The organism is Enterobacter cloacae complex sp. ECC445, assembly GCF_021892025.1.
Classification (GTDB): Bacteria; Pseudomonadota; Gammaproteobacteria; order Enterobacterales; family Enterobacteriaceae; genus Enterobacter; species Enterobacter chengduensis.
The window spans coordinates 68,548-86,846 of sequence record NZ_JAKLRZ010000007.1 but is presented as its reverse complement, the minus strand read 5'-3'; the positions used below and the strand labels follow the sequence as shown (position 1 = coordinate 86,846).

Here is an 18,299-nt window from a genome sequence, read left to right as displayed (position 1 = left end):
TCATTATTTTTCAGCGTTCATCGCCGTTGGGCCTGCAGGCGGCATGCGTCCGGCAAGCATCAGCTGCGCCTGCTGCTGCACGGTTTCCGGCAGCGCGGAGAAGGTCAGCTCCTGACAGGTCACCGCGCCGACGTAGCGCACGACGTCGCGCATACTTTTTACGTTCAGCGCACACTGATAAAACTGCTGCTGACGCACCAGGTAGAGGTTATGCAGCAGGGCGTCGCTCTGGGCGCTAAACCCGCCGTTGCCGAGATCGCTCCAGCCGTTAACGTTTAGCGGCACGCCGCCGATAAACGGCGCATGACGCTCGTCGGTTAGCTGGCCGAGCCAGGTGTAGCTTGCGGTGGTTTGCACATCCCGACGCAGCAGTTTGCCCGGCACCATAAACAACGTTCTGCTGCCTGAACCTTGCGTGATCTCGCTGCTGGCCCCCCGGGAGACGTCCAGCGATTCGTTAATCGTCAACGTGGTTTGCTGATAGCCCGGCACCGCGAAGAGGGCGCGGCCATTGCCCGGAATGTCTGCACTGCCGCCGTTATCCAGCGACACGGCGACGCGCGGATCCTGGGTATCTTCCGGCGTTGCCACGTTCACCGCGACGGCGGAAGCAGGGCGCCCGTCGCTCCAGCGGCCCAGCCACAGGCCAGAACGCGACAGCGCGAGCGTTGAGCTGTAGTTGCCGCTGCTGCTGAGCGTATGGCGGCTGTCCTGACGATCCCAGGCGTCGCTGACCGTCAGGCTACCGTTGCCGTATCGGCCGCCCTGTCGCGTATACGCCGAGGCGTTGACCGAGTCGCTATTAATGCCCGAGGCGTTGAGGCCAAATTCATTTTCCCCGCGCGCGTCGGTGTACCAGTTATGCGAGGCGCTGTAGGTCATCTGGTCTTTTTGACGCTGCTGGTGCTGCCATGTCGCGCCCAGCGAGGTATAGCTTGATGCATTGCCCTGGCGGTTGTGCGCCATTGACACGCTTACGCTGAGAAATCCGCCCTTGCCGCGCCCCTCCTGAGCGTGGTCGTTACGCATAAACAGGTTGATGCTGCTGTTAACGTTCAGACCTCGCACGCTGAAGGCGTTGCTCAGCCCACCCTGCCACGCCTGCGAGCGCGAGCGGGTCATGTAGACGCTGTCCCATGGAAGCCCCTGGTCGTGACGATCGTCGCGATCCGGGAGCTCGCGGCGCGAGACGTAGCGCCCTTCGTTGCGGTTATCCGAGTAGCCCAGGCTTGCGTACCAGCTGCCGACGGGCACGGAAAACATCACCGACAGCGAGCGGTAGCAGCCGCCGATCGCGTCAAAACCGGTGCTGAAAGAATCACAGCTCTCCGCCGACAGCGCGTTACGGTAGAAGCTCAGCGAAAAGCCGTCGTTGTAGCTCACCTGCTGGATATTGCCGCGCTCGCCTTTGCTGCCATAGAGGTAGCTAAAGCGGGTGCTCAAGACCCCGTCAACGGGGCCAGCGTTGAACCCGCGGCTCCAGTCGAGCGCATTTTCCATGAACTGGTGCTGTTTTGTGGTGGTCGCGCCGCTGGTCAGCGCCAGCGTTGGCGTAACGGGCAGGCGAACGCCCGCCTGCGCCACGGCTGAACGGGATGCGTCAGTACCGTCATTGTCCGTTTCTCCCGCCTGCACAAACCACTCTACCCGGTCAAACGGCGTAATGCCGGTACGCGTAAACGGCACCTGCTCGGTGCGCGTCAGGCGGTTATTTTCATAGACGGACAGGGTCACGGTGTAGCTGCCGTCCGGGAAGGCGCGTGTATCCAGGGTTTGCGCCCCGGCATTCAGGTAAAAGCTGGCCAGCAGCTGGTTGCCGCGGCGGGCGTCGACACGCGCGTCATGGGAAAGCAGCACGGTAATCGGGGTTCCCTTCGACTGCTGAACCGGATTCATCCATGCCCTTGTCGAACCCGCCCGCAGGCCGCGAATTTTGCCCAGCGGCAGCTGGCTCAGCGTGATATTTCCGCCGGCGTTACTGAACAGATCGCGGGTATCCATCTCGCCAAGCTGGACATAGTACTGACGCAAAATGTCCTGGCGGAACCAGGCGTTGTTGACGGTGATGTCCTGCTGCTGCTGGTGCTTTGAACGCTGCACCAGCCAGGTCCAGTCGAGATTCACATAGCCGTCCCGGGTGAGCGCCAGCGCGCCGTTCCCCTGCACGGTGGCTGACTGGTAATTCCTGTCGGCCACAAAATTAATATTCTGTTGATGGATGAGGGCATTTTCGCTGTCCTGCGTGGGCTGATACCACTGATTTTCTGCGGTGGCTTTAGGCAGAAATGTCTTGTCCAAAAACAGGTTAATGCGGGCGTTATTCTCATCATAAATAATGGCCGCGCGGTCGGTATCCATGTAATCACAGCCCGCTGCGGAGCCGTTGCTGCTGCAGGCCAGGTTGCCGTTTCGGGCCAGGGGAACGGCCAGCGCGGCGGACACGGTGGAGACGAGAGCGGGATCGTCATTAAACCGGCGCTTGATAGCCGCTACCACGTTTTCAGGCGCGACAAAACTGACCGTTTCAAGCGTGATATCCGTTTCAAAAAGACCAAGCGATTCGCCGTAGAGGTTCACCTCAGTCCAGAGGCGCTGCGTTTTTGCCAGATCTTCAAAACCTGCCGGGACGGCCATGTCGGCACAGGCGAGTTGGATGGAAGCGGGTAACAAAGCAACAAAGAGGAGAGTATTTCTGTGAAACGCCATGAACGAGCCTCGACATCATCCTGACGTCAGAGGGTAGACACCCTCTGACGTTATTCCTTAGGTGCTGTGGTGTTACGCACCGCCTTCCGTGGTTGTCGCTTGCGTCAGCATCAGGCTGACAACGCCGCTGTACTGACCGGTTTTCAGAATACCTTTGGTGGTCTGAGAAATGGTCAGGGGCAGCACCGCTGAACCGTTTTCAATGCTGCCCGGGAACAGTTCGGTGCCGGTATATTCAACATCGGCGGTGGTGAGGGTTTTATCGCCCAGCTTTACCGTCATCGGGATGGTGTCAGCGCCGTCGGCATTCGCCAGCTTCGCCGCGCTGACCAGACGAACCTTCACGTTGCTGGTCGCGGAGTTAGACCATACCTTGGTGTTCAGACGGTAGCTTTCCAGACCGCGACCGGGCAGGTACTGCATATCGATGCTTGCCGGCAGCGGCGTGTTATCGGCCTGGGTCATATCCAGCTGTGAATCGACGCTGGCGTTAACGGTAATATCCTTTTGAATCGCCAGCGCGCTAACGGACGTGGTCATCGCGGCAACAATCATCAGAGGTTTAAAATACTTACGCATTGATATCTCCATATTTACAAATGAGCACCCTGGCTCTTTAAACAAACCCTGTGGGGGTTTTTACAGTGGCGTCGTGTTATTGCACGACGGGTAAATCAGCTTCTTCAGCGGTTTTATTCAACCAGTTGAAGTAGCGGAATTTATATTTCTGTCCTTGTACCTTCGCGAGCGTTTTTAATTTCCGCTCGGTGTCCGGATAAATCGTCGCGTCTTCTTTAATCCATTTACACGATGAATCTGCATCACAAATACCGATCTCTCTGAGCGGCACGCGCAGCGTGCCGTTGTTTTTTAACGTTCCCCTGAGAGGGTCAATCGATAGTGAAACCACGCTCTTTTCCGGGGCGAGGTGGATAAGCGCACCCCAAATCACGTTGACGCCCAATGTTGCCGTGGCCGCAGGGCTTTCCGTCTTGCCGGGGATAATGCTGTCAGGTTGCTTTACCCCTTCAAAATAGATGCGCCAGGTGGTCTCTTTTTCCGGCGGCGTAAGCGATATCAGGCGAACCACGCGCATTGCACCCGCCGCAAGGGCAAATTTTTCGGGCGTGACAACAACGCCACCCGCTTTCCAGGAGGCCACATCAACCTCTTTTTCCTGTGCCGTGCCGGGATTAAGAATTTTCTTTTGCCTCACCCGAATGAACTGAATATCATCCGTTTTCGACGCCACCTTAATTTGCGCCGCACCGGACTTATCTACGTTAAGTTCCATGGGGTACACGCTCATATTGGCCATTGCCATTTCTGAGAAAAATGGCAATGACATCGCGGCGACATAAAAGGCGGTTGTCATGTTCACTCTATTTTTCTGTTTCATATTCAGACTGCCTGCTCTGCGTTTTATCGGCGGCGCGTTAACACCAGGACACCGTCTGCTTTCGTCTTGCTTCAGGGCAGGGAAACTTTAACCAGAACAGGGGTTTGTGAAAATTTGTATTAGTTAACTCGCTAAATACAGTTTTTTATCCTGATTTCCTGGCTTTAAGGTTGTATAGTTAAGCGAAAATGCCGCGACCAGGGATAGGAAGAAAATTCCTTCTGATTGCAAAATAAGCAGATCGGGAGGCAGTTTTCATGTCGATGTACCATGGATTAAAAAGCATGCGGTAACAGCCGAGAATAAAAGATGTTTTTTATATGCAATAATTCGTTGTTATTTGATCCTGAAGCACATGCAATAAGTCTTGTTGGACAACCAGAATCTGTATTAACGCTGTCGGCACCCGCCGTTCGGCTTTTACAGGAATTTATTAAGCATAGAGGCCGCGATCTGAGTCGGGAGGAATTGATCGCCCGGGTGTGGGAGGAGTTTGGCTTTACGCCGTCAGGAAATAATCTCAATAAAGCGGTGAGTGAATTACGTAAAAGCGTCCAGGCACTGGGAGAGGGGCATGAATTTATCGTCACCGTGCCCCGCTATGGGTTTCGTTTTGAGGCCGATGTGATTTTTCAACCCAGAGAGAATATTCCGTCCGCCGTGCCTCAGCCCTCGTCCACGCCGCAAGAGGTAAAGCCTCAGCGCGCAACCATAAAAAAACGGGCGATGATAGCCGGATCGATCGTTGCCGCGTTGGGGGCGGGCGTCTACTTCAGCCTACAGCAGGGGATATTCGTTCCGGCGAAGCTCAACCCGGTTAAGGAAAAAATTGCGCGGTGCAGCATCTGGATTATCAACGATCACGGAAGACCATTGGTGCTGTCGAAATTAGCGAAGCAGCTGGAGGCGAATAACGTGGCATGCGAGCGGGAGGCGTATGATATTTATTATTTCAGCGCCCGCTTTGCTATATCCGCCGCGGATGAAGTTTTCATTGGTGCCTGTCCGGCCAGTCAAACCAGCCTGTGCAAAACCATTCGTTATAAAAGCGGGGCTGAAAAATGAAAAGAAAACTTCTTTTTGCCCTGGGGGGAACCCTTATCGGGGGGGCAATCGCGTTATTTTACTGTTCCGGCGTCTTTGATAAAAAGGACGTGCTGGCCTGCAGCACCGAATTTAACTTCACGCGCAATGAGGGAAGAGCAAGTGAAGTGAAGGTCAATAGCGTGGCACAGTTCTATTTTCATCGGGACGGTACCGGGGTGACGACCTACAAAGGCGCGGCAAAGGCCGGCGGGCAATGCCTGATTGTTGACAGAGATGTCGACTTTACCTGGGAGCAGCGGGACGATGATAAGGTCATTGTGTTGAGCTACACCAAAACCTGGCGTCGGCACAATGATAATACCCCGGATGACCAGTGGGGAAGCTTCGCCAGGCCGACCGCACGTTACTACCTCACGATCTCTGAACTCTCGCCCTCCGTGTGGCTAATTCAGGACCGGCGTTATCCGACCTATATTTGCCGGGGCGAGTAGGGCATAAAAAAAGGAGAATGCCGCGGCATTCTCCTTTTTATTTCAGCGAGTCGGCTTAATCGCGGCTGGCGAAGCCCAGGATGCTCAACAGGCTGACGAAGATGTTGTACAGCGACACGTACAGGCTCACGGTGGCGCGAATATAGTTCGTCTCGCCGCCGCGAATGATGTTGCTGGTTTCAAACAGGATCGCGCCGGAGGAGATCAGAATAAACACGGCGCTGATCGCCAGGTGCAGAGCAGGCAGCTGCAGGAAGATGTTCGCCACCATACCCACCAGCACCACCACGACGCCCGCCATCAGCATACCGCCGAGGAAGGACATGTCCTTACGGGTGGTCAGCACGTAGGCCGAGCAGCAGAAGAACACCAGCGCGGTACCGCCCAGCGCCATGCCGATAAGGTCACCCATTCCGGCAGACAGGTACGCATTCAGCATCGGCCCGAGAATGTAGCCCAGGAAGCCGGTGAAGGCGAACGCGGACAGAATACCGACCGGTTTATCAGCGGTTTTGTAGGTCAGGAACATCAGACCATACATCCCCACCAGCGTCAGGATCAGCCCCGGAGACGGCAGCATCAGCACGGTGCTGGCGGTGGCGGTGATGGCTGAGAATGCCAGCGTCAGGCTGAGCATGAAATAGGTATTGCGCAGCACCTTGTGGGTGCTGAGTAGCGATGTGCGGTCGCGCGACGAAGTAATTATACGATCCATGAGTCACTCTCTTATGACAGATGTAATTAGCGGAAAGAATAGGAAACCGCACGCCAGTCTCAAAGTGGTTTTACCCATCTTTACTCAGCACCTTAGCGCCGGAGGCGGTTATTTCTTCTGCAGAAATGCGTTTCATTAGTAGGAATAGCGGTTTGAGAAAATTTACCAGATCAACCTCTTATAGGTTACTGAAAAATATTGCGTTATTACCATCCGAGCGCTAAGAGTTATCTCCGGATCGTCATAAAACAGACAATAAGGCGAAGGACATGAAACCACAAACACGCACGCGCTTTACACTTTCTTCACTCACCGCCGGGATCCTGTGCGCCAGCACGGCAGCCTGGGCGGCTAACGTGCCGGCAGGAACCGCGCTGGCCGATAAGCAGGAACTGGTCAGGAATAACGGCAGTGAACCGGCCTCGCTCGACCCGCATAAAGTTGAAAGCGATGTCGAATTCAATATTATCAGCGATTTATTCGAAGGTCTGGTCGGCGTCTCTCCTTCAGGCGAGATTCAACCCCGGCTGGCGGAAAAATGGGAGAACAAGGACAACACCGTCTGGACGTTCCATTTGCGTCCGGGCATCACCTGGAGCGACGGCACGGCGATTACCGCAGAAGATGTGGTCTGGAGCTGGCAGCGCCTGATCGATCCGAAAACGGCGTCACCGTATGCCAGCTATCCGGGCAACATGCATATCGCTAACGCGGCCGAGATCGCCCAGGGGAAAAAAGCGCCCGATACGCTGGGCGTAAAAGCGATAAACGACACCACCCTGGAAGTGACGCTCACGCAGCCCAACGCGGCGTTCCTCCCGATGCTGGCGCACCCGTCGCTGGTGCCGGTGGACAAAGTGCTGATTGGGCGATTCGGGGATAAGTGGACCAAGCCGGAGCATTTCGTCAGCAGCGGGGCGTATAAGCTGTCGCAGTGGGTGGTCAACGAGCGCATCGTGGCGGAGCGCAACCCGCGCTACTGGGATAATGCGCATACGGTAATCAACAAGGTGACCTATTTACCCATCACCTCCGAGGCCTCGGACGTGAACCGCTATAAGGCGGGCGAAATCGATATTGTCTACACGGTGCCGATTAACCAGTTTGCCCAGCTGAAGAAAACTCTCGGCAGCCAGCTGGACGTTTCTCCACAGCTGGCGACCTATTATTACGAGTTCAACACCACGCGCCCGCCGTTCAACGATGCTCGCGTGCGTAAGGCGCTAAACATGGCCCTGGATAAGGACATCATTGCCGGAAAAGTGTTAGGGCAGGGGCAGCGCCCGGCGTGGCTGATCAGCCAGCCGGACATTGGCGGCGTTAAGCTACAGAACCCGGATTACGCCAGCTGGCCGCTGGACAAGCGCATCGCGGAGGCGAAAAAGCTGCTGAACGAGGCCGGATATAACGCCAGCCACCCGCTGAGCTTTAACCTGCTGTACAACACCTCAGAATCGCACCAGCGCATTGCGATTGCCGCCAGCTCCATGTGGAAGAAAAACCTCGGCGTGGAGGCAAAGCTGCAAAACCAGGAGTGGAAAACCATGCTGGATACCATGCACACCCACAACTTTGACGCGGTGCGTTACGCGTGGATTGCCGATTATGACGATGCGGCGACCTTCCTGAACACCTTCCGCACGGGAGACAGCGAAAACACCAGCCAGTACAGCAATCCGGACTACGACCAGGCGCTGCTCAATGCCGCCAAAGCCAAAACAGCGGAGGAGCGGGGCAAGTTCTACCAGCAGGCGGAAGATCTGCTGGGGCGCGATGTGCCCGCCATTCCGGTGTATCACTACGTCCGCACGCATCTGGTCAAACCGTGGGTGGGCGGATTTACGCCGGATAAGCTGGGGTACTATTACACGAAGGACATGTACATCAAGAAACACTAGCCCTGTGCTGATAAAATCGTCGATGTGTCGTCAGTTCAACCGATTAAACACGTTTTGACTATTTTTACAGCGAACGAATGACGCCACTCTTTACAGCGCGCGGGGAGGTGTTTATAGTTCGCCTCACTTAGGAAGTGTGGCCGAGCGGTTGAAGGCACCGGTCTTGAAAACCGGCGACCCGAAAGGGTTCCAGAGTTCGAATCTCTGCGCTTCCGCCAGATATAAACCCCAGGTTACTCGTTAACCTGGGGTTTTTCTTTTGGCGTGAATGTAAAACCCGACTTTATGAACGAATAAAGACATGTAGGTCGGGTAGCGCAGCGCCACCCGGCAACAAACGCGGCGTTATGAGCGGATAAACGCCAGAATGTCCGCGTTGATGGTATCCGCATGGGTGGTGTGCATCCCGTGCGGGAAGCCCGGATAAATTTTCAGCACGCTGTTCGCCAGCAGCTGGTCCTGCAGCAGGGCCGCATTCTTATACGGCACGACCTGATCGTCATCGCCCTGCATCACCAGAACGGGGACCGTGATGGCTTTTAAATCTTCCGTCTGGTCGGTCTCAGAAAACGCCTTAATCCCCTCATAGTGCGCTTTGGCGCTGCCGATCATTCCCTGACGCCACCAGTTCTGGATCGTACCCTGTGAAACCTCGGCGCCATCACGGTTAAAGCCGTAGAAAGGCCCGCTGGCGACGTCGAGATAAAACTGAGCGCGATTGGCCGCCAGCGCGCTGCGGAAGCCGTCGAAAACCTCGATGGGCGTTCCGCCGGGGTTATTGTCCGTTTTGACCATCAGCGGCGGTACGGCGCTGACGAGCACCGCTTTGGCGACGCGCCCCTGCGGCTGGCCATACTTTGCGACATAGCGGGCGACCTGGCCGCCGCCGGTGGAGTGGCCCACGTGCACGGCATTGCGCAGGTCCAGGCTTTCAACCACGGCCGACGCGTCGGCCGCATAATGATCCATATCGTGGCCGTCACTCACCTGGTCCGAACGCCCATGACCGCGACGATCGATAGCGATAACGCGATAGCCTTCTGCGAGGAAGAAGAGCATCTGGTTATCCCAGTCATCGGCACTGAGAGGCCAGCCGTGGTGAAATACAATAGGTTGAGCTTCTTTCGGACCCCAGTCTTTATAAAAAATATTGACGCCGTCTTTCGTGGTTACGAATGCCATACCGCAGACTCCTCTGTTAAAAACAACACGACCCCTAAAGTGTAGGAGAAATCATAAACGCGGTGGGTTTCATTCCGGTGAAGGATATTCAACTGGCGTTCTGGGCTCTGGCACGCGGTGCCAGAGCCTTCAGGGGAGGGGCTACGGCAGAGGCGTTTAGCGGTTTTCTTCAATATAGCGGGCCAGATCGGCCGGGGTTTTCAGCACCGTCGCCACGTCGGTTGGCGGAATCATACAGCCGTAAACGTCCTGCACTTCCAGCACCATGTCGACCGCCAGGATGGAGTCGAGAATGTCGGATTCAATCAGCTCATCGTGAAAGCCCACCTTACGGGATAACACTTTTTCGAACAGGGCGAGAATTTCTTGTTCCATAATTTTTCCTGGGGTCATTAATTTGTGCGGGCGTAAGCGTCCAGCAGCTTGCGGTCAATTTTGCCGTTAGGATTCAGCGGCAAAGCGTCTTTTACGATAATTTGTGACGGCACCATATAGGGCGGAACCACCTTCGACAGCGAGGTTTTGATGGTATCCGGCGCCAGCTCCGTCACGCAGAACGCGGCAATGCGCAGCACGCTGCCGCAGGATTTCATCAGCGGCAGCACCACCGCTTCGTTGATGCCGGACATCGCCAGCAGGCGGTTTTCGATCTCGTTGATTTCAATACGGTAGCCGTTCAGTTTGACCTGGCTGTCGTTGCGGCCCTGGCAGTAGATGAGCCCGTCTTCATAGCCCAGATCGCCGGTCCGGTAGCCGCGAAACGCGTCATCTTCCCGATGAAGTAATTTCGCCGCGTTCTCCTGGGGCAGGCCAAGGTAGCCGCGCATGACGTTTTTCCCCCAGATAATCAGCTCGCCTTCAGCGGAAATTTCCATTTTGCTCTCAGGCATCATGACCCCTACCGGCAGCACGGCACCGTCGCTGTTCAGGATCGCATCCGTGATTTCAACCACGGTTGTCGCGATGGTCGCTTCCGTTGGGCCATAGGAGTTGATGATTTTTGCCTGCGGGAAGCGGCGGCGTAGCTGTTTAACCAGTGCCTTGTTTAACACTTCACCAATGAAGATAAACACGCCGAGTTCAGGCAAATACTCGCTGTTGAACTGCGGGGAAAGCAGCTGCTGGTAGGCAAAAGAGGGGGTGGAGACCCAGGCGGAGACGGCGTTGCTTTTCAGTCGCGCCAGCCAGGTCTCTTTCTGAATGTCCTCTTTGGCGTTCAGGACGATGTGTCCGCCCATCGCCAGATTCGCCAGCAACGGGATCAGGGAGAGGTCAAAGCTGAACACCGCGTGGTTCATCAGGACCGGTTTTTCCGGCAGGGAAAAGTCCTTGCTGACCCATTTCATGAAGTGCCATACGCTTTCACGGCCAATCTGCACCCCTTTAGGCTTGCCGGTGCTGCCCGAGGTAAACATGATGTAGGCCAGATCCTGCTCTTCCAGCACCTTGCCCGACTCACCGGTGGCGATGAACTGCCGGGTCGCGACGTCGTAATAGTAAGGGGCACTCGCCAGATGGCAGATCTCCCGAAGGCGCTCCTGCGGGTAAATGCAGTCCACCGGGATGTACGGAATGTTGTGCAGCAGGCAGCTGTAAATCGCCACGGCGAACTCGGCCTGCTGGTGGCCATATAACACGACCGGCGTCCCGACAGCAGGCTGGCAACGCTGATAGCGCGCTGCCCAGTCCGCCACGGCGGCGGAAAGCTGCAGCCAGCTTAAGGCTTCGTCGCTGCCGCTGATGGCCAGCTGCTGCGGGGAGGCGGGATCGCACAATGCCGCACGCAGGAAATCCTGCAGTTCCTGAAGCTCGGAGTGATTTTTCATAGAGGTGACATTCCACTAAAGATGTAAAGGGATCCCGCGGCGCTCGCCAGCGTCAGAATTCGCCCTAAAAACGCAACGGCCGGATACTGCAGCCCGCGGTGCAGTGCCGGGCTACGTTTGGCCGACCACAGCAGCATGTTGTGCGCGACGGAAATCGCGCCAAACAGCGCGCCGCTAATGACGTAATGGCGCTCCAGACCATTCCATGCCCCCATGCAGAACAGGGTGCAAAAAATACCGATATTTTGCGCCAGCGTTTTGTTTTGACGGAAAAAGTTGAACTTCATCAGGTTCATATAAACGGGCATAAAGACCACATCGCGCAGCCATTCAGACAGGCTAATATGAAAGCGGCGCCAGAAATCCTGCGGGTTTTTAGCCAGAAGCGGCATATTGAAGTTTGCCGGAATGTTGAGCCCAAACAGGCGGCCCGCGCCGATGGCCATATTGCTGTAGCCCGCAAAATCAAAGTAGAGGTAGGCGCTATAGGCAATCGACATCACCACGCCCACGGTCAGCGTAAACGGCTTATGGCTCCAGGGCTGGACAACAAGCGAATCAATCAGCATGGCAAACAGGAACTTCTGGACAATGCCGGTAATGATTTGCTCTAGCGCGACTAAAAACTGTTCGCGGTTAAGGGCAAATACGGGCCTGCTGACGTCACTCATCCATGTCCGCCAGCGGTACATCGGGCCAGCCAGGATAATAAAGGGCATAAACAGGTAGCAGAAATAGTGCAGGAAATTCTGCCCTTCCTTTTTGCTGCGATAGAGCAGCACGTCCACCGCGCGGAACGTCATGAAGGAGAGGCCAATCATGCCGAGATGATGATTAACGTGCAGTTTCACCAAAAATAAAGGAAGCAGCGTTAACACAATCGCCTGCCAGGTTTTTAACCATCCCTTTTCTTTTAACGTGGCGACAAGATAAAAGCTGAAAAATACGGCCGCGGGAACCCGGTAGTCACCCTGAAAAATATAGCCCCAGCCTAACGCGGCCAGCACGGATAACGCCGATATATAGGTCAGGCGATGGCGTAATACGCGATTGACCAGCGCAAACGCCAGGGCGGATGAAAATAAATAGACAAAAAACATTCCCGAGCTGTACATCATTCGGCCTCAGAACTTTTGATATTCAAAATGCAGCTGCATACTCATGCTGTCATCGACAGAGGTCCACGCGACGACGGTGATCGCCAGCAGGAGATAAAGGAAAAAAAGACGGATCGCAATTTTCATCATTTAAAACTCTGTGCAATAAAACGAATCATAGGAACCCAGGCCAGTTCGGAAGGGTGCAAACGATCCCAGTTCCAGCCATTCTGATACGGCATGGCGTACATATCTAAATAGGGGATCTGGTTCTCTTCCAGAATGGTTTTAATTTGCTTATCAACCGGGCGGAAGGTGTCGGTATTGTAAAGTGCCCAGGGGTTAACCGGGTCGACGATAGCAATCACCTGCACGTGACGATCTTTCAGCAGCTGAACGGTTTTACGGAAAGCGGCAATTTGCGCAGGCACGACCGGCGTGTCATCCCACTGCTGCGGCTTACCGTCCTCTTCGTAAATCGTTTTGTCCATCCACAGCGTTGCCGCGCTCTGCTGGCGTTTTTTATTTAACTCGCGCGCATTCGCCAGCTCTTTATCCCAGTCCGGTGACATGTGGGCGGCTGGCTGCTGCGGCCAGGGCTGCACAGTCTGGGGCGTCACGTTGAGCAGCGCCAGCCAGTCGTTTTTTATCTGGGTGCAGATGTTCGCAAACTGGAAGCTCAGCTCGTCCCACATCAGGTCGGGATGCCAGCCAAAGACGCGCATTTGGCCAAAGGTTAAATGGCTTATTTCTTTAGCATCAATATGTTTTAAGTAATTAACCAGCAGCGGGCGAGCCTGCGGATCTTTCATCAGCGGATTGAAGATAGAGCCTGGGAAGTTATCGGCATAAATAGCCGGCGGCAGCCCTTTTGAGTAAAAGCTGTCAGGCGCCAAAAGTAACACCACTTTACTGTTTGCGTTAAGGCTATTTTTAAAACGAGAGAACAGTAAAAATTGCGTTTCATCATCAACAAACGCATCGCCATACGCCACGACGGGCTGGTGCAATTGCTTATTAAAGTAATTATATACCGCGTAATGTTCATCTTCTGAGGTGGCAACCTCAGACGCGCCAATGAAAAAAATAGCATTCCCCTGTAAGGCATGGGAAATAGTCGCAATTTTTTCCGCTTGTTCTTTAGGCGTGCCCGTCATGGATTTAATCAGCGGCTGGAAGGTGAGCGGTGGATTGACGCTCGTCATCAGCGGATGAACACAAATGAACATAATGGCCAGCGTCGCCATCAGGATATGTAAGCAAAACGTATTTTTGATTTTCATCATTAACCAGTAAAACTACGTGGCAGTAATTTCTACAATCTGTAGGCGCTCAGATTTATAACAATTACACAACAAATGGCCGTCTATTTTTGTGGCATTCTATACCAGAGCGATTTAAAAGGATGAGCGTCGCTGTGTTACGGTTTGTACAAGGGAGAAGAGCGTCATGCAGGGAACGCGTTTCGGTGGCTTTTTGCGCAGTCAAACGCCCATGGGTAAAAATAGAAAAATTCCTGCTTTACAAGGCGCTAATAGATGTTTATAGTGCGCCTCACTTTGGAAGCGTGGCCGAGCGGTTGAAGGCACCGGTCTTGAAAACCGGCGACCCGAAAGGGTTCTAGAGTTCGAATCTCTACGCTTCCGCCAAATTCGAAACCCAGGTCGTTATGCGACCTGGGTTTTTTTGTGCGCGCAGAAAATCCCGTTTTGATTGGTAAAAACTGCCTTAAGCGGGAATCCTGGTGCTGAGGATACTGCGTCGATACTGCAGCGGCGTCTGGCGCATCATCTTTTTAAAGCAGGTAATGAAATAGGTCACCTCGCTAAAGCCCACCGCCAGCGCAATGGCGTCAACAGGCTCATCGCTGTACCGCAGCAGATCGCAGCTGCTTTTTATCCGGCGGGTTAGCAAATACTCATGGATGCTGCCGCCGGTCTGCTGGCGAAAAATGCGTGAGGTATAGCTGCGCGAGAGCCCCAGGTCGTGCGCTAGCTGGTCGAGTGAAAACTTGCTGGCATAGTGGGCTTCGACCCAGCTCATAATCCGCGAGGCGACGGTCTGCTGGCGCGGCGGGTAGGGCTGCGGCTGCTCGGGCAGAAATGCCATGAGCTGCATCGCCAGAAATGCCACCTCGCAGGCCGCGGTCTGCTCGTTATCCTCCAGGCCCTGAAACTGTTCAAGGATCCTCTCGATAAACGCCGCGTGCACGCTGAGATCGTAGATTTGCGCCGGCAGATTGCTGGCGGCCAGCGCGGCGAACCGGGCCTGATGGCGCGGGAAGGCGCTGAGCGCACTTTCGATGACGGATTGCTCAATGTGCATGGTGGTGCGGTGATAGGGGTTCTTATCGCTATGATCCACCTGCACCTTGTGCAAACGGAAGGGCGGGAAGATAAATAGTCGCCCCGGACGCGCGGTATAGTGCTGATTATCCACCACCACGATGCCGTAACCGCTGGAAATATAGAGCAATTCAACGCACTGATGCCAGTGGTAATAAATCGCGCTGGTGGTATACATGCGGTTAAATGATATTGCCTGCCGATCGAGCGTGATCCGTTCCAGCAGTTGCGTTTCCCTCATTTTACCTCCAGGACAACAGATTTAAATTTTTAGGCCATCGTTTGTAATTTATCCCTCTCGCGGCCAGCAAAATCCAGAAAAAATGAAATAGCGGTTCAATTTTGTGAGTCTGCTCACTCAGCGCCGGGAATAAAAGCAGTTACTCTTCATCCAGACGTCGCACTCATGGCGTTAAAAAGCCTAATAACAACAACTTATCTCTACCCTCGTGTAATGCGGGAGGACCCTGTGCAACCTAAAAACATCAATCTGGATAATCCACTGACAGGCCGGGAAGAGGTGCAGCGGCTGGTCAACGAGATGCTCAACGCGGTGGCGCCCTGGTTTGAAAAAGACGCCAGCCGCATTGATTTAGCAAACTTCACCGCTCACTACGGCCAGCAGGTCGCGAGCATGGAAGCCTTTTCCCGCCTGCTGTGGGGCGTCACGCCGCTGCTGGCTGGCGGCAGCGAGCCGCAGCGCTTCTCCTTCTATTTACAGGCGATAAAAAACGGCACCAATCCGCAGCACGCTGACTACTGGGGGGATGTTGGCCCTTACGATCAGCGCATCGTCGAGATGGCGGCCTACGGTCTGCTGCTGGCGCTGGCGGGTGAAACCGTCCTGGCACACTTCACCGAGACGGAGAAAGCGAATTTATGGCGCTGGCTAAGGCAGTGCGAGACCCAGGACATCCCCGATAACAACTGGCACTTCTTCCCGATTCTGGTGCAGGTCGGCTTCCATCATTGCGGCATGCCGACCAACCCGCAGGCGCTGGAGGACCATTTTGCTGCCATGGAGCATTACTATCTCGGCGATGGCTGGTACGCCGATGGTCCGGGCCGGCCGCGCGACTATTACATCTCGATGGGCTTCCATTTCTATGGCCTGATCTACGCGAAGCTGATGGTCGATGTCGATCCTAAGCGGTGTGCAACCCTGCGCGATCGCGCCGCGCGTTTCTCCTCTGACTTCATCCATTTCTTCGCCGAAGACGGCGCGGCGATCCCGTTTGGCCGTAGCCTGACCTACCGCTTTGCCGAGGCGGCGTTCTGGAGTGCGGCGGCCTTCGCCGGGCTGGAGGTCTTTTCGCCGGGCGTGATGAAGGGCATCGTGCTGCGCCATCTGCGCTGGTGGCTGAAGCAGCCGATATTTGACCGCGACGGCATACTGAGCGTCGGCTACAGCTACCCGAATCTGGCGATGGCGGAAGACTACAACGCGCCGGGTTCGCCCTACTGGGGCCTGAAGACCCTGCTGGTGCTGGCACTAGATGAGGGCGACGCCTTCTGGCAGTCCGCAGAGCTGCCGCTGCCGCCGCTGGCAGCGCAGCACACGATAGCCCACGCGGATCAGGTCGTGGTGCATCAGGCCGATCACCTGTGGATGCTGACGTCCGGCCAGCTTGAGCTGAACAACTTCGTCAATACCGAAGCGAAATACTGCAAGTTTGCCTATTCCACCCGCTTTGGCTTCACCCTCGAACGCGGGCGCTATGGCCTGAACCACGCCGCGCCCGATTCGATGCTGCTGCTGGCCGAAAAGGATAACTACTGGCGTGGCCGCCGTGAATGCCAGCAGGTGGTCACCGCTGACGGCACCATTTACAGCCGCTGGCTGCCGTGGCGCGACGTGGTGATTGAGAGCTGGCTGCTGGCGCTGGGCGACTGGCAGCTGCGCGTCCATCGTATCAACACCCGGCGCGCGCTGGACTGCGCGGAGGGGGGCTTTAGCCTGGCGAACCGCCCGCAGCCGCAGGTTCACGAGGGTGACGGCGCCTGCTGGTTGCGCAGCCCCCGGGATGCAACGGCCATTTTCTGTTTACATCCCCACATCCGCCGCGGCGAAACGGTACTGACGCCGCCAAACAGTAATCTGCTGTTCGCCGAGCGCGCGGCGGTGCCGGTGCTGCGCGGCGAGCTCGACCCCGGTAAGCATGTGTTAATCAGCGCGGTGTGGGCGGGAAATGCCGCCGACTTCGATCCGCAACATTGCCCACAGGCCATCATTAGCGACGACGCGGTACGCTTCGTGACGGCACGACAGGAAACGACGCTCGTTCTGGCCCCGGAGGCATCGCTATGAGCACATCATCGTCCGTACGCGCCGCGCAGTACAAAATGAGTACCTTTATTTTTCTCTATTTCTTCACGTGGTCATCAAGCTTTGGCCTGTACGCCCTGTGGCTGAGCCAGAAAGTGGGCCTCGATAGCGTCACCATCGGCAGCGTGTTCGCCATCAATGGCGTCTTCGCGGTGATTCTGAAGCCGGTTTACGGCTACATCATGGACAAAATCGGCATGAGCAAGTGGCTGCTCTATTTTGTCTGCGCCATTTCCGCGCTGATGGCGCCGTTTTTTGCGCTGGTATACCAGCCGCTGCTGCAAAGCCATGCGATGGCGGGGATTATCATCGGCGCGCTGTACCTGAGCCTGGGCTGGTACGCCGGCGTGGCGGCGTCTGAATCCTACGCCGACCGCTTTAGCCGCCTGTACGGGCTGGAGTTTGGCCGCATCAGAATGTGGGGTTCGCTGGGCTGGGCGATGGCGGCGTCGGTCTCCGGACTGTTGTTTAACGTCACGCCGCTGGCCAACTTTCTGCTCAGCAGCGGCACCTCGGTACTGATGCTGCTGGTGCTGATTAGCCTCAAAATCGGCGATGAGCAGCTGCGCAATAACAGCGTTATTTCCGCCAATAAGATCGTCTTTGCCGACGTGCTGATGCTCCTGAAAAACCGCAAGTTCTGGATGTTCAGCCTCTACGTCGCCGGGGTGGCGTGGATGATGTTTATCGCCGAACAGCAGTTCCCGCGCTACTTCGTGTCGTTCTTCGCCACCAAAGAGCAGGGTAATGCCTGGTACGGCTACCTGAGCACCGTCCAGTCGGGGATGGAGTTCGTGATGATGATGTTTATCCCGTGGCTGGTGAACCATTACGGGGCCAAGCGCGGCCTGCTGTTTTGCGGCTGCGTGGTAGGGGCTCGGCTGATCGCCTCCGGGCTCACCAGCGACCCGATTGTGATCTCCATCATCAAACCGTTTTACGGCGTCGAGATCGCGCTGCTGCTGATCTCGGTCTTCAAATACATCGCCGAACATTTTCATCGCCGGGTTAACGCCACGATGTACCTGCTGGGCTACCAGGCGATGATTTACGTGGGTTCAATTGTGGTCGCGCCGCCTGCCGGCTATCTGTACGACAGGATAGGCTTTGAGCATACCTATCTGCTGATGGGCTGCTGCGCCCTGCTATTTACGCTGATTTCCGCCTTTACGCTGTCGCGCTGCCGGTCGACGCGCGATGACTCACGATCCTTTGCTCCGGCGTTAGATACCGCCCCGGCTGAACCGGCCAAACATTAATTCAGGAG

Annotated in this window: 16 protein-coding genes and 2 tRNA genes; 7 read left to right on the top strand and 11 right to left on the bottom strand. The window is 55.7% G+C overall.

The window, feature by feature from the left end:
• Nucleotides 1–3: 3 nt before the first annotated feature.
• The 3 genes from L6R44_RS08435 to L6R44_RS08425 form a co-directional block, all read right to left on the bottom strand.
• On the bottom strand, nucleotides 4–2,706 hold the full coding sequence (locus L6R44_RS08435) for a TcfC E-set like domain-containing protein (protein ID WP_237423861.1): 2,703 nt from the start codon (nucleotides 2,704–2,706) through the stop codon (nucleotides 4–6).
• A 72-nt stretch (nucleotides 2,707–2,778) separates the two neighbouring features.
• Complete coding sequence (locus tag L6R44_RS08430; RefSeq protein WP_032639357.1) at nucleotides 2,779–3,285, bottom strand: CS1 type fimbrial major subunit; 507 nt, start codon at nucleotides 3,283–3,285, stop codon at nucleotides 2,779–2,781.
• Between the two features lie 76 nt (nucleotides 3,286–3,361).
• Nucleotides 3,362–4,105: a fimbrial protein gene (locus tag L6R44_RS08425; RefSeq protein WP_237423860.1), complete on the bottom strand. Its 744-nt coding sequence runs from the start codon at nucleotides 4,103–4,105 to the stop codon at nucleotides 3,362–3,364.
• A gap of 309 nt (nucleotides 4,106–4,414) precedes the next feature.
• Here L6R44_RS08425 and L6R44_RS08420 point away from each other — a divergent pair, with 309 nt between their 5' ends.
• Together L6R44_RS08420 and L6R44_RS08415 are read left to right on the top strand one after the other, a co-directional pair.
• Nucleotides 4,415–5,170 carry a winged helix-turn-helix domain-containing protein gene (locus tag L6R44_RS08420; protein ID WP_237423859.1) on the top strand — a complete coding sequence of 252 codons (756 nt, stop codon included), beginning with the start codon at nucleotides 4,415–4,417 and terminating at the stop codon, nucleotides 5,168–5,170.
• Nucleotides 5,167–5,643 (top strand): hypothetical protein, encoded by a 477-nt coding sequence (locus tag L6R44_RS08415; RefSeq protein ID WP_237423858.1) that lies wholly within the window; start codon nucleotides 5,167–5,169, stop codon nucleotides 5,641–5,643. The genes L6R44_RS08420 and L6R44_RS08415 overlap by 4 nt, the downstream gene beginning before the upstream one ends.
• A 55-nt stretch (nucleotides 5,644–5,698) precedes the next feature.
• On the opposite strand, the gene yccA is transcribed toward L6R44_RS08415, so the two are convergent.
• On the bottom strand, nucleotides 5,699–6,358 hold the full coding sequence (yccA, locus tag L6R44_RS08410) for an FtsH protease modulator YccA (RefSeq protein ID WP_023335168.1): 660 nt from the start codon (nucleotides 6,356–6,358) through the stop codon (nucleotides 5,699–5,701).
• Between the two features lie 269 nt (nucleotides 6,359–6,627).
• On the opposite strand from yccA, the gene L6R44_RS08405 reads away from it, so the two are divergent.
• Nucleotides 6,628–8,256, top strand: a complete 1,629-nt coding sequence (locus L6R44_RS08405) for an ABC transporter substrate-binding protein (RefSeq protein ID WP_237423857.1) — start codon at nucleotides 6,628–6,630, stop codon at nucleotides 8,254–8,256.
• Between the two features lie 130 nt (nucleotides 8,257–8,386).
• Nucleotides 8,387–8,474 (top strand) — tRNA-Ser (locus L6R44_RS08400).
• Between the two features lie 127 nt (nucleotides 8,475–8,601).
• Here the strand turns inward: L6R44_RS08400 and L6R44_RS08395 are convergent.
• The 6 genes from L6R44_RS08395 to L6R44_RS08375 all read right to left on the bottom strand — a co-directional run bounded on the left by L6R44_RS08395 (nucleotide 8,602) and on the right by L6R44_RS08375 (nucleotide 13,644).
• Nucleotides 8,602–9,438, bottom strand: a complete 837-nt coding sequence (locus L6R44_RS08395; protein ID WP_032639368.1) for an alpha/beta fold hydrolase — start codon at nucleotides 9,436–9,438, stop codon at nucleotides 8,602–8,604.
• Between the two features lie 156 nt (nucleotides 9,439–9,594).
• Nucleotides 9,595–9,813 (bottom strand): acyl carrier protein, encoded by a 219-nt coding sequence (locus tag L6R44_RS08390; protein WP_008499867.1) that lies wholly within the window; start codon nucleotides 9,811–9,813, stop codon nucleotides 9,595–9,597.
• Between the two features lie 17 nt (nucleotides 9,814–9,830).
• A complete protein-coding gene (locus L6R44_RS08385; protein WP_237423856.1) occupies nucleotides 9,831–11,264 on the bottom strand; it encodes an AMP-binding protein in 1,434 nt (477 codons plus the stop codon).
• Nucleotides 11,261–12,379, bottom strand: coding sequence for an MBOAT family O-acyltransferase (locus L6R44_RS08380; protein ID WP_237423959.1), 1,119 nt, complete (start codon nucleotides 12,377–12,379; stop codon nucleotides 11,261–11,263). Before L6R44_RS08380 ends, L6R44_RS08385 begins: the two co-directional genes overlap by 4 nt.
• Before the next feature lie 9 nt (nucleotides 12,380–12,388).
• On the bottom strand, nucleotides 12,389–12,511 hold the full coding sequence (locus L6R44_RS24885) for a hypothetical protein (protein ID WP_256371422.1): 123 nt from the start codon (nucleotides 12,509–12,511) through the stop codon (nucleotides 12,389–12,391).
• Nucleotides 12,508–13,644 carry a D-alanyl-lipoteichoic acid biosynthesis protein DltD gene (locus L6R44_RS08375; protein WP_237423958.1) on the bottom strand — a complete coding sequence of 379 codons (1,137 nt, stop codon included), beginning with the start codon at nucleotides 13,642–13,644 and terminating at the stop codon, nucleotides 12,508–12,510. Before L6R44_RS08375 ends, L6R44_RS24885 begins: the two co-directional genes overlap by 4 nt.
• A gap of 278 nt (nucleotides 13,645–13,922) precedes the next feature.
• Between L6R44_RS08375 and L6R44_RS08370 the strand changes: the two genes are divergently transcribed.
• Nucleotides 13,923–14,010, top strand: a tRNA-Ser gene (locus L6R44_RS08370).
• 79 nt (nucleotides 14,011–14,089) lie between these two features.
• Here the strand turns inward: L6R44_RS08370 and L6R44_RS08365 are convergent.
• Complete coding sequence (locus L6R44_RS08365; protein WP_237423855.1) at nucleotides 14,090–14,947, bottom strand: AraC family transcriptional regulator; 858 nt, start codon at nucleotides 14,945–14,947, stop codon at nucleotides 14,090–14,092.
• A 228-nt stretch (nucleotides 14,948–15,175) separates the two neighbouring features.
• Between L6R44_RS08365 and L6R44_RS08360 the strand changes: the two genes are divergently transcribed.
• Together L6R44_RS08360 and L6R44_RS08355 are read left to right on the top strand one after the other, a co-directional pair.
• Entirely contained in the window at nucleotides 15,176–17,014 is a 1,839-nt protein-coding gene (locus tag L6R44_RS08360) for a DUF2264 domain-containing protein (protein WP_237423854.1), read from the top strand.
• Nucleotides 17,011–18,291, top strand: coding sequence for an oligosaccharide MFS transporter (locus L6R44_RS08355; protein ID WP_237423853.1), 1,281 nt, complete (start codon nucleotides 17,011–17,013; stop codon nucleotides 18,289–18,291). Before L6R44_RS08360 ends, L6R44_RS08355 begins: the two co-directional genes overlap by 4 nt.
• The last annotated feature ends 8 nt before the right edge of the window (nucleotides 18,292–18,299 follow it).